A 12,039-nucleotide genomic window follows, 5' to 3' on the forward strand; every position below is an offset into this window, starting at 1 on the left:
CTCTCCTTGGCTCTATCACGCTTACCGGCCGGCACCTGCTTAAGAATCCCTCTCATTATAACATGCTGGGCGTACAAGACCATAATTGGTGACAAGAAGTTTACATTTGAAAAAAATGGAGCAACAGAAGGGCATGAACCTGAAGTTATTGGCTCTACAAAAAATGGCCTCCTCAGTCAATACTCAAAGGGAGGCATCTAAGGGGGAACAAGGTGAATAGTTAATGATATCTGGAGGAGGGGTTGTATGCTCAAACGAGGGTTATGCTTTATGATCGCAGCTGTCATGCTCGTATCAGGTTTGTTGCCTGCAAGCAGGCAAGCCGTAGCAGCTTCGGCGCAGACTGCGGGAGACTGGCAAGGCCACTGGGCGCAGGAAGAGATTGGCCGCTGGCTGGATAGTGGTTTGTTGGAAGGTTATCCGGATGGCAGCTTCCGTCCACAGCAGTCGCTGACGCGGGCGGAATTTGCAGTTGTTTTGACACGGTTGTTTGGACTTCGGGCAGAGGCGGCTCCGGTGTTTGCAGATATTAAACCGGGCGAGTGGCACGCTGAAGCCATCGATGCTTTGACACGAGCAGGCTTGGCGGAGGGGTATCCAGATGGCACGTTTCAGCCTTCTCGATCGGTGACCCGACAGGAGGCAGCGGTACTGCTGTATCGGGCTTTTTTATTCAAGGAAGAAGATGCGCCCACTGGGGGGACATCAAGTTACAAAGACCAGGAAGCCATCGGCAGCTTTGCCAGCGAGGCAGTTCGTCAGCTGGGGGGCCGAGGCGTCTTGCTCGGCTATCCGGATGGCAGCTTTCGTCCACAGGAGCCATTGACCCGGGCCAGTGCGGCTGCGATGCTGCACCGATTGACGGGTTCGTGGATGCATAGCGCAGATGATATGGCCCAGGGCAGAATACAGGGACATGTTCTGGTGGCTGCTGGTAATACTAAGGTAGAGGACGCAAATGTCGAAGGCAATGTGTATGTCACAGCAGGCTCTGCATCGGGAGACTTGAGTATCATTCGAACAATAGTAGAGGGCATGATTCATTTTCAAGGGGCACAAGATATCCTGCTGAAGGATACGGTGGCGAGAGCCGCAGTCATTCATAGATCAGGTACAGCCATAAAGGCAGAGGGTACAACCAAGATGGGCCACATCCGTTTTGCCGCTGGTGGATCATGGGATCATAGCGGAGCGGACACCGGCGGTGCAGTCCAAATCATGACGAGTGAAAGCGTGCAATTGAAAGGGAATTATGAAAGCGTGACCATTACAGCATCCTCGAATGTGCGGATCGAAGGTGCAGTGGATGCCATCCGGGTCGATAGCAGCATGGCCTATGTCAATGGCGTGGAGCTGAAGCGCGGCCAGACCTATACACTCTCCAACGGACAATTAGTGGAGGCAGGGGAGGCGGCTCCGCCTCCAACACCACCTGCAACCGGACCGGTAATCCCTGGACCGAACCCTAACCCCAATAATCCCGGTGAACCACAGCTGTGGACGCTGGTATGGTCCGATGAATTCGACGGTAGCGGCGAACGGCTGAACGAGCATGGCGTCGACCTTGGTAAATGGGGCTTCCAGAACGGCACGGGATCGCAATACGGACTGGATGGCTGGGGCAATAATGAGCAACAGTATTACACGGAGGACAATGTCCGTGTGCAAGATGGCCGCCTGGTCATCGAGGCCAGAAATGACGGTCGTGGCGGCAAACCGTATACTTCGGGACGGCTGTACACGGCGCCTACATTTTCCAAAGCCTACGGCAAGTTCGAGGCGCGGATCAAGATGCCGACCGGTCAGGGATTCTGGCCAGCCTTCTGGATGATGCCGCAGGACAGCGAGTATGGCGTATGGGCATCCTCCGGAGAGATCGATATTATGGAAGCCAGAGGCCGGCAGCCCGACCACGTAGGCGGTACAATCCATTACGGGGGCGTGTGGCCGGGCAACAAGTATATGGGAAGAGAGTATTATTTTCCGCAGGGGCAGTCCATTGCCGAATACCATACGTATGCTCTAGAGTGGGAGCCTGGCGAGCTTCGCTGGTATGTGGATGGCCAGTTGTACTCGACGCTCAATAATTGGGATAGTCAGGGGCAAGACCAGCCTACGCGTTATGCGTATCCAGCGCCCTTTGACAAGCCATTCTATATGATTCTGAACCTAGCGGTTGGCGGGACGTATGATGGTAATCGCGAACCGGAGCCTTCGATGTTCCCGGCGCAGATGGAGGTCGACTACGTACGGGTGTATGAGCTGACCGGCAGACCTTACCGCGAGGCTGTCCAGCCCATCGTGGACAAAGAAGAGCTGCCGCCTGGGGCCAAGCTGCCGGTGGACGGCAACTATATCTATGATTCGGGCTATGATCGTCCTATTACGACGGTTACGAAAGACAGTGACACTCTGCATCCACAGGATTGGAATTTTGTTGCCCTGGATACGTTCGGCGGGCGGGGCAGCGTCGCAATTGAGGAGACAGGTGGCAGCCGCTTCGCTCGGGTGGATATAGCCGAGGGTGGCTCGCAGGTGCATTCGGTGCAGTTAATACAGCATCTGACGCTGACCAAAGGCAGATATTATCGGGTCAGCTATGACGCCAAGGCCGCGTCTGACCGAACTCTCACCGTCAAGCTGGGAGGAGGCGCCGAGCGGGGATATGCTGCCTACTCCGACAGCAAGACGATCCAGCTGCATAGTGATGTGGCCTCTCATACCTTTGCCTTCCAGATGCTCGCAGACTCCGATGCCAGAGCGAGGCTGGAGTTCAATATGGGAACGAATGCGAGTTCCGTGTGGATTGGTCATGTCAAAGTGGAGGAAATCGAGGGCATTCCATTGGATGAGGATGGAGAGAAGCCGCCGCTCGCGGATGGCAACCATGTCTATAATGGTTCTTTTAATCTGGGGGAGATGCACCGGATGACTTACTGGCATTTTGATGTTCAGCCAGATGCGGTGGCAACGGCCCGGGTAGACAGCCGAGAGAACCGGCTGCGGGTAACGGTGGCAGGCGGAGGCGCAGCCTTGTCCGCCGTAGCGTTGACCCAGCGGGGCATCGAGCTGCTGCGGGGCGAGGATTACACCCTGAGCTTCCAGGCCAAGGCAGCAGAGGCCGACCGCACCGTGGGTGTCTCGCTTGGTAGCAGCGACGGCACCCGTGCCTACCTGGAGAGAGACATCCTGGTAGGCCGTAATGAGGACAGCTATGAGGTCCGCTTTACAATGCCCGCTGAGGTGACGGACCGTCAGGCCGTGCTGCATTTCCATCTGGGCGGTCAGGCTGGAGCTGTAGAGCTGGACGATATCACCTTAATTCGTACAAGCGACCGCAATATCGACTATTCCGGCATCGATTTTTTCCCGCTTCGTAATGGCGGATTTAACGCAGGGTTTGCTTCGTGGGACCCGTTCACAGAGGGTGGCGCGGCCAGCTTCGAGGCGGCCGGGGGCGAGGCGGAGATTGCCATTGCAGCCAAGGGGCCCAACCCCTGGAGTGTCATGCTAAGCCAGGGCGGGCTGAAGCTGAGCAAAGGCTTTGAATACCGGCTGGCCTTTGATGTGCGGTCGTCGGAGGCCCGGGACATGGAGGCAGTGGTGGAGAATGCGTCGTACACCCGACATTTTCAAACGCACAGCATCGCGGTCTCCCCGCAGGTCCGCCGTTATGAGTATAGCTTCAAGATGAATGCCGACGAGACGGTCGCGTTGAAGTTTCTTCTGGGGAATACATCTACAAGTCCTGCGGGTTCACATACGGTATACATTGATAATGTTGTGCTGGAGCTCAAAGACCCGCCGGTTAAGCGGGCGCCTGAACTGCAGGCGGCACCGGAGATGCGGGTTGGTCAAGCGGCTGTGTTGCGATATGTAGAGGATGAAGCCTGGCGCTCGGCGGTGACGGCTGTCAGCGTTGACGGGTCGCGGGTCGCAGATACGGACTATAGGCTGGAGCCCGGACAGCTCCACCTGGCAGCCTCCCTGTTCCCGGCGGCGAAGAGTTACATCGTGACGGTGGAGGCCCAAGGCTATGCGCCGGCGGTTGTCAGCCAGCCCTATTACGCAGCGGATGGCAATCTCCTGATGAACGGCAGCTTCACTGCCGGGCAGGCCAACTGGGACTATTGGGTGGGCGAGGGGGGCGTTTCTGCGCTATCCATTGCGGGGGAGGAGGCCGCGATCGACATCACCAACCATGGGGGCATTCATTCCCAGTGGGGCGTGCCGCTCAGTTGGTCGACCCAGCTCTCGCAGAGCGGCATTCAATTGGCGGCGGGACGAACCTATGAGCTGAGCTTCCGGGCCCGAAGCACCATCGAGCGGCCGATTGAGGTCGAGTTGGGCGGACTGCCGGGGCAACCCAAGCACGTCATGCAGGTGAATAAGGAAGCGGGCGTCTATACCGAGCGATTCAGCACCGCAGGAGCCGTTCAGTTGAAGCTTCTGTTTCTACTGGGTAATGTGGTGCATGGCGGACAGACGACCCCTGATGCAGCGCATACCGTCTACCTTGACGATATTGTAATCCGTGAAGTGGATCAACAGCCGTAAGGAGACACAACTAGCTCAATAGCCGCCCCCCGGGACCATCCCGGGGGGCGGCTTGCGTGGAGGACCTCTGTCAGTTGGGACGTGACGGCGCTGCTATTGCAGCTTCTCCCGGTACTCCTGTGGTGTCAGCCCGTATTTTTCCTTGAACACTTTAATGAAATAGCTAGTTTTTAAGTAGCCTAAGCCGGCCGCAATTTCGTAGATTTTCTGATGTGTTGTCGTCAGCTGTCTGGCGGCCTGCTCCATTTTGAGACGGAACAAATAATCACTGATCCCTTCGCCGGTTTCCAGCTTATAGATTTTCGACAGGTAGGAAGGATTGAGGTAGACATGAGCGGCAATCGATTGCAGGGAAGCCTCCCCGAGATGGGCAAGAATGTATTGTTGGGCCTGCCGAACGGTCGACGAGCGGGTATCGATGGTTTCCAGCTCGACGGCCTGCCGGAATTTGCCGATCATTGCCGTCGTCCAATCCCGCAGCTGCGCAATGGTATGGAATTGCGGACTGCCGACCAGGTGCTGGTAGTTGTCGCCGAGCAGCTCGCTCATCCACCGCTTGCTCTTGTGAATCGATCGGGTGAGCGAGCTGGCGATCGTATAATAGGTTTCAAGAATATGCTCGTGTGAATGGCCCCATTGCTGCTCCAGCTCCTCAAATACGTCATCCAGCTTGCGCTCCAACTGCTCCCATTGTCCCGCCTCCAGCAGATGATTCAGCGTCGGCGGATCATAGAGCAGCGAGAGCGAGCTCGCCTGGACAGGGGCATGCTCTTCCCCCAGTGATAGCAACAGCTCCCGTTCGAAGCCAATGTGCTGGCGGAACTGGACCACGGAATCGCTGTGCACCTGGGCCATATCGGTGGCCAGCACACCCCAGTGACTGAGCAGAATGGACACGGTCCCCTTCAGGTAGAGTTTGACGGCATGCTGGAGCTGAGCGGCCATCTGCTCCGCCAGCTCATTGCGAACCCCGGCAGTATCCACGGTTTTTAGCGTAAGAATAGCGACCAGATAGTTGTATTCATCCTTCGTCTTCCACAAGTGATATTGCTCAGCGAAGATTTCCTCCGCGATGTTCGCTACCGCGAATTCCATCAGTCCAATATCTTGGCCACCGTAACGGTCCAGTCCCTCCTCCAGCCGAATCAGCATGAGCCGGAAAGGCTGATCCGGGCACAGGGGCAGCTCCAGCAGGGTCAGCCTGGCCGCCAGCTCTTCCTCCGGGATGCGGCGTCCCTGCATCAATTCAGTGAGCAGTGCAGCCTGCAGCACCGAGAGATTAAGCTGAACCGACTGCATGATGTTCTGATGTGAGGAGATGGTGCTCCATTGCTCCTCCAGCGCGCGCACCGCCTTGGCTGCTGCCTGCAGCACCTCCTCGTCGCTGGCAGGCTTGAGCAAATAATCCACCGCCTGGTGCTGGAGCGCTTCCTTCGCATAAGCGAAGTCGTCGTAGCCGGTCAGCACGATACACTTGATGTGTTTCCAGGAAACCCGCAGCTGCTCCAGCAGCTCCAAGCCCGACATGCCAGGCATACGGATGTCCGTAATGACAAGATCTATGGGGCGGTCGGATACGATGTCCAGCGCTTCCCTGGCAGAGAAGGCTTTGTGAACCGTACCCACGCCTACGGTGGACCAGGGGAGCATGGTAGCCAGATCCTCCACCAGATCGGGCTGATCATCGACAATCAATAAGGTATGCATATTAGACGCCTTCCTTTCCTCAACCGAACGTGTAAGGCCTGTATCAATTATAATCCGCCCCTTCATCAGTGGCCGCCTCCGGCCATCGGATCTGTACAGTCAATCCGCCCTCTGTTCGCCGTCGGAAGGACAGGGCGGCCGCCTCGCCGAACTGCAGCGTCAGCCGCTGACGGATGTTCCAGAGCGCGCAGCCGGTCTGCTCATTGGGAGGCTGTGTCAGATCCAGACGCAGCCTGGAGAGCTGCTCCTCGGTCATGCCGGCCCCGTTATCCGTGACCTCCAGAACATAGTAGCCGTCCCGTTGTTCCCCTGAAATCTCCAGACGGCCGTCGCCCTCCAGCCGCTCCAGGCCATGGACAATTGCATTCTCAGCGAGCGGTTGCAGGAGCAAGCGGGGCACCTCTAGGTCCAGCATGGATTCGGGCACGCGGATCTCGTATGTGAGATGGGCCAGCTGCATGGCCTGAATCTCAAGATAGCTCTCAATTAACTGGAGCTCTTCCCGCAGCGGAGCTGCCGATTTCTCGACCCGGGTGGTGTAGCGGTAATATTTGCTCAGATGCATGGCCAGATCCATGACGGATTCCCGTTTGCCCAGGCGCGTCATACTGCGGATCAGAGCAAAGCAGTTATACAGAAAGTGCGGGTTAATCTGCGACTGCAGCTGCTTCAGGTTGGCTTCACGGGTCCGGATCTGCTCGGCATACACGTTATGAATTAACTGGTCAATGTCTCCGGCCATCGCATTGAAGCGCTCGAACAGGAAGCCAAATTCATTGTGCGGTCTTGCCTTGATTCGCACGGAATAATCACCAGCGCGCAGCTTCTGCACACCGCGGATGAGCTGGTGAATCGGCCGCTGGACATGGCGGTACAGCAGATAACTGGCGAGAATGCCCATGACAAGCAGGAGACCGACCGAGCCATAGAACAGGTTGCGCGATTGCGTGATTGGCTGCAGCATCTCCTGCAAGGGCACGTAATCGACCAGATGCCATCCCAGCGATTCAATCGGCATGACATGGACCAGATACTGCTTGCCGCCCAGTATAACGCGGCTCCGGTCAAAGCTGACCGGTGTAAGCCCGGCCATCTGCACGGAAAGCTCCTTCATCATTTCCGTGTCGGCTGTCCGGTTCATAATCATGCCATCCTCCGAACTGTACAAGAACGGATCGCCTTTGCCGCCCAGCTTGAAATTATCCAGCTCCTTGATCAGGTATTCCCGGGGAAACGAGACCTCTACAATAATCCCTGCTTGCTGCGGATTAACGATGCGGCTGGCGGGCTTGACAATATGCCGGACGAACCGCTGTTGGCTATGCTTGTCAATCGTCATCTCCTTGTACTTCCAGGAGGGAGTCAAGATGCGCTGGAGCTCTACGGGATCATAGGTGCTGCGGGGATTGGTGGAGACAATCTCGCCGAGCTCCGGTGCAATAATGCTGTATTGCGTATCCCACCGCTCCGCAACGTTCAGCAGCCGGAGCCGCTCCAGGATCCGGGATTTTTCTTCATTGCGTTCGTACGCATTGTCTTCCAAATAAAGATGCTGCAGCCCCTGAATATGAATATCCTCACTGAGCAGAAAGGCCATGGTCGACAGATTTTCAATGCTGGAATTGAACTCATGGGCGAGATAGGCCATATCTTTTTGCTTCAGCGACTGAATCTCTTGCTCCAGTACGGAAACGCTTACACGATTAGAAAGACTGTATAAGAGCAGAATCGGAATCAAGAGCAGGATAACCATAATAATGACCTTGGCAAAAATATTCAACCGCATCAGCATGCCGTCGTACCCCTTTCAATGTCTGCGGGCCCAAGTGATCCATCAACAAAATGGCATCGTTCCAAAAAACCTGGTCTGTGAGCTTTGAAATCCCATTGATACAATTAATATACAGAAAGTGGAGGAAAGTCAACGATAAATGTCTGCATGTAAAGGAGCCGGTTCCATGAAAAGTACCGTCAAGTCTGCGCCCCCGGCGCCTGTTGCTACCTCGCCCGCTCGTATCCCGCGAAGCAGCGTCCGCAAGCCTCGCGAGCGCTGGAGTCTGACCTGGCCGTTGCATCTGATGCTGCTGCCCGCGGTTCTGGTCACGATTCTCTTCGCTTATGTGCCGATGGGAGGGCTGGCGATGGCCTTCCAGGATTTCAAGCCGTATGACGGCATCTTCGGCTCGCCGTTTGTCGGTCTGGAGCATTTCCGCTTCATGTTCGAATACCCGGACAGCAAACAGGTCATTCTCAACACGCTGATCATTGCAGGACTCAAAATCGTCTTTGGTCTGCTGGTGCCGTTTGCATTTGCCATCCTGCTCAATGAAATCCGGATGATTTTCTTCAAGCGGGTCGTGCAGACGCTAGTCTATCTGCCGCACTTCATCTCCTGGGTGATCTTGGGCGCCATTCTGACCGACATGCTCTCGAGCGAAGGCATCGTCAACCAGACCCTGTCCGCCATCGGACTGCAGCCGGTGTTTTGGCTGGGGGACGGCAACTGGTTTCGCTTCACGGTAGTCGTCAGCGACATCTGGCAGAACTTCGGCTTCAACACCATTGTGTTTCTGGCGGCGCTGGCGGGTGTTAATCCCTCGCTGTATGAGGCAGCCGAGGTCGATGGAGCGAGCCGCTGGCGGCAGACGCTGCATATCACTATGCCCGCCATGATCCCCATCGCCGTAGTGGTCGGTACCCTGTCGCTAGGTAACATTCTTAACGCAGGCTTTGATCAGATCTTTAACTTGTATAATCCGCTAGTGTACGACAAGGGCGACATTATCGACACCTTTGTCTATCGAACCGCCATTCTGAACGGCCAGTACAGCTTCGGTACGGCGGTTGGCATGTTCAAATCGATGGTCGGTCTCATCCTGATCGTCATCTCGTACCGGCTAGCAGCCAAATACGCCGGCTACAGGATCTTCTAATTTGAACTTGTACTAAAGGGAGTGAACAGCAGATGTATCACAAAACACCAGGCTACAAAACGTTCAGCGTTTTCAACTATCTTCTGCTGACGTTGATCTGCATCTCCTGCATCCTGCCGCTGATTCACATCCTTGCGGTCAGCTTCAGTGGAAGTGCGCCAGCCAATTCCAATCTTGTCGGGCTGCTGCCGATTGACTTCAACACAGAAGCGTATGCCAAGACGCTCCATAACAGCAACTTCCACCGGGCCTTGTTCGTCGGGGTGCAGCGAACGGTTCTCGGAACGGTTATTGGGATGCTGCTGATCGTGCTGGCTGCCTATGCCATCTCCAAGGATGCGCACGGGTTTCGGAGCCGTACCATATACACTTGGTTTTTTCTCTTCACCATGCTTTTCAGCGGGGGCATCGTGCCGAGCTACATGCTGATTCGCAACCTGGATTTAATGAACACAATTTGGGCGCTGGTACTGCCGGTGGCGGTCAATGTGTTCAATATGGTCCTGATGATGAACTTCTTCCGCGCTGTGCCCCGGGAGCTGGAGGAGGCATCGCTGATGGACGGGGCTGGACATTTTCGCACCCTGTGGAGTGTCTATCTGCCAATTTCACTGCCGGCGCTGGCCACCATCTCGCTGTTCACCATGGTGTTCCATTGGAATTCGTGGTTTGATGGTTTGTTGTACATGACGGATTATCGCAATTATCCGCTCTCGACCTTCTTGCAGACAGTCATCGTGCAGCAGGACTTCAATCAGATCAATGTGGATGTTAACGAGATGAAGAATCTGTCCCAGCGCACCGTCAAAGCGGCACAGATTTTCATTGGGACCCTGCCCATTTTGCTGGTTTATCCGTTTTTGCAGAAATATTTTGTGAAGGGCATTATACTCGGGGCAGTCAAGGAATAGCAGCTGGTATAAATTAGGGTATATAGTCAAACAAACAGGCATGTCGGAAGCACGGTATATCAAGCTATAGTGAAAGCATAACCAGAGCGCGGAAGGCGAGCAGGGTGACAAGGCGCGTCCGCAGCAGCTGTAAACTAGGAATGGGGGATGGAAGATGAAACGACAGGTAGCGCTTGTGCTGGTTCTGATGCTGGTATTCCTTGCAGCCTGCAGCAACAACGGGGGCAACAGTACGGAAGGGACTGGCGGGGAGGGTCAAGGGCAGGGGACACAGACGGAAGATCCGGGTTCAAACAAGGAGGAAGCAACTGCCAATGGCTTCAAGGATGGCAAATATGATCCGCCTATTAGCCTGACGACGGTGGTAGGACTGGATCAGAATGCAGCGGTGTTCAAAAAAGGCGAAAGCATGGAGGACAACGTTCACACCCGCCTCGTCAAGGAACGGCTGGGCATTGATCTCAAGTACGATTGGGTGGTGACCAATACCAACGATGCGTACAAAACCAAGCTGCGGCTGATGCTCTCCTCGGGTGAGAAGATGCCGGACGTGGTCCGGTACCGCGGCGACATGGAGACGGTCAACCTGCTGCTGGACTCCGGGCAGTTTATGGCAGTCGACGAGCTGATCGAGCAGTATGCTGGTGACTTGTATAAGGAAGGGCTGGAACTCGATCCGACAATCTGGTACCCCATTACCCGTGATGGCAAAAAAATGGCCCTGCCGATTCTCGATTACGCCTATAATGGCAACCAGACGATGTTTATCCGCGAAGACTGGCTGCGCAAGCTGAATCTCGAAGCGCCGAAGACGCTCGATGAGCTGGAAGTGGTCATGGATGCCTTCGTGAATCAGGATCCCGACGGCAATGGCAAGAAGGATACCCTCGGTCTGGCCACTGGTTTTAAAAACGGCTTCAATACATGGATGACGGATATCGGTTTCGTGTTTGGTGCTTACGGCGCACTGCCTGGCAGTTGGAATCCCGGCGAAGATGGCACACTGGTGCACGGCTCCGTAGAACCAAAGGCGAAGGAAGCGCTGCTGCGGCTGCGGGATTGGATGAGCAAAGGGTACATCTCCCAGGATAGTGCCTTGAAGGATGAAGTGGGTGGTTCGGAGATGTTCACCAAAGGGCAGGCGGGCATCATGGTCGGTCCCAACTGGATACCGGCTTGGCCGCTCCCGGATCTGGAAGTCAATGTGCCGGAGGCTGAGTACAAAGCGTATCCGCTGCCAACCGGACCGGATGGTATAGCAGGTGCAGCAGGTAACAATCCGCCGGTTAACGGCTATCTGTTCATTAACAAGAACGCCAAGCATCCCGAGGCTGTACTGCATTACTACAACTTCTTCTTCGACAATCTGGCCAATCCGGAGCCAGACAGCGAGTTCGCGTTGGGCTTTGCCGAAGGGTATGACTACGCTGTCCTGGATGATGGCACCGTCATACGCGACAACAATACTGCCAAGGAGCATGCGGAGCTGTTCCCGGATGTCGATCTGAACAATTCGCTGCCGAACCCATTCTTCTATACGCTCACTTATGAAGGCGCACGCATCCCGACACTATATGCGGACAGTATGGTTAAGGCTGCTGAGGGTGGCGAGCTGGTCACGCCATACGAGAAGATGGAGGTGGGCGGACGCAAGGAGCAGAACATTCATGCTATGAAGGTCATTATGGACCAGCTGGATGTGTATCACAAAAACTACTACATGGGTCCGCTGACAGATACCATGCAAAGCAAAAATGAGCTGCTGAGCAAACTGGTCAATGAAGCGTACAATAAAATAATCTACAGCCAATCCCCGCCAGAGGAGTTCGACAAAATGTCGGACAGCTGGCACAAGTCAGGCGGCGAGCAGATTACAAAAGAAGTGAATGAATGGTACGAGGAAGTAAAATAAGTTTGTAAACGAACATCCC

6 protein-coding genes are annotated in these 12,039 nt (G+C 55.3%); 4 read left to right on the plus strand and 2 right to left on the minus strand.

Annotated features, from left to right (window positions below):
- Positions 1-246: 246 nt before the first annotated feature.
- Positions 247-4,557 carry a carbohydrate binding domain-containing protein gene (locus F556_RS34450; protein WP_020618465.1) on the plus strand — a complete coding sequence of 1,437 codons (4,311 nt, stop codon included), beginning with the start codon at positions 247-249 and terminating at the stop codon, positions 4,555-4,557.
- Between the two features lie 93 nt (positions 4,558-4,650).
- Here the strand turns inward: F556_RS34450 and F556_RS0118435 are convergent, their stop codons facing one another.
- Both F556_RS0118435 and F556_RS0118440 read right to left on the minus strand, forming a co-directional pair.
- Positions 4,651-6,264: a response regulator gene (locus tag F556_RS0118435; protein WP_020618466.1), complete on the minus strand. Its 1,614-nt coding sequence runs from the start codon at positions 6,262-6,264 to the stop codon at positions 4,651-4,653.
- 43 nt (positions 6,265-6,307) lie between these two features.
- Positions 6,308-8,056 carry a sensor histidine kinase gene (locus tag F556_RS0118440; protein ID WP_020618467.1) on the minus strand — a complete coding sequence of 583 codons (1,749 nt, stop codon included), beginning with the start codon at positions 8,054-8,056 and terminating at the stop codon, positions 6,308-6,310.
- A gap of 286 nt (positions 8,057-8,342) precedes the next feature.
- Between F556_RS0118440 and F556_RS0118445 the strand changes: the two genes are divergently transcribed.
- From F556_RS0118445 to F556_RS0118455, 3 genes are all read left to right on the plus strand, one after another.
- Positions 8,343-9,197, plus strand: a complete 855-nt coding sequence (locus F556_RS0118445) for an ABC transporter permease (RefSeq protein ID WP_051108740.1) — start codon at positions 8,343-8,345, stop codon at positions 9,195-9,197.
- Between the two features lie 32 nt (positions 9,198-9,229).
- On the plus strand, positions 9,230-10,108 hold the full coding sequence (locus F556_RS0118450; protein ID WP_020618469.1) for a carbohydrate ABC transporter permease: 879 nt from the start codon (positions 9,230-9,232) through the stop codon (positions 10,106-10,108).
- 154 nt (positions 10,109-10,262) lie between these two features.
- Positions 10,263-12,020 carry an extracellular solute-binding protein gene (locus F556_RS0118455; RefSeq protein ID WP_020618470.1) on the plus strand — a complete coding sequence of 586 codons (1,758 nt, stop codon included), beginning with the start codon at positions 10,263-10,265 and terminating at the stop codon, positions 12,018-12,020.
- Positions 12,021-12,039: the final 19 nt, after the last annotated feature.

The organism is Paenibacillus daejeonensis DSM 15491, assembly GCF_000378385.1.
Lineage (GTDB): Bacteria > Bacillota > Bacilli > Paenibacillales > Paenibacillaceae > Paenibacillus_D > Paenibacillus_D daejeonensis.

Excerpts from the sequence above, each read along its gene's own strand:
- F556_RS0118450 (WP_020618469.1), top strand. The coding sequence starts at position 9,230 with ATGTATCACAAAACACCAGGCTACAAAACGTTCAGCGTTTTCAACTAT.
- F556_RS0118435 (WP_020618466.1), bottom strand. The coding sequence starts at position 6,264 with ATGCATACCTTATTGATTGTCGATGATCAGCCCGATCTGGTGGAGGAT.
- F556_RS0118445 (WP_051108740.1), top strand. The coding sequence starts at position 8,343 with ATGCTGCTGCCCGCGGTTCTGGTCACGATTCTCTTCGCTTATGTGCCG.
- F556_RS0118455 (WP_020618470.1), top strand. The coding sequence starts at position 10,263 with ATGAAACGACAGGTAGCGCTTGTGCTGGTTCTGATGCTGGTATTCCTT.
- F556_RS34450 (WP_020618465.1), top strand. The coding sequence starts at position 247 with ATGCTCAAACGAGGGTTATGCTTTATGATCGCAGCTGTCATGCTCGTA.
- F556_RS0118440 (WP_020618467.1), bottom strand. The coding sequence starts at position 8,056 with ATGCTGATGCGGTTGAATATTTTTGCCAAGGTCATTATTATGGTTATC.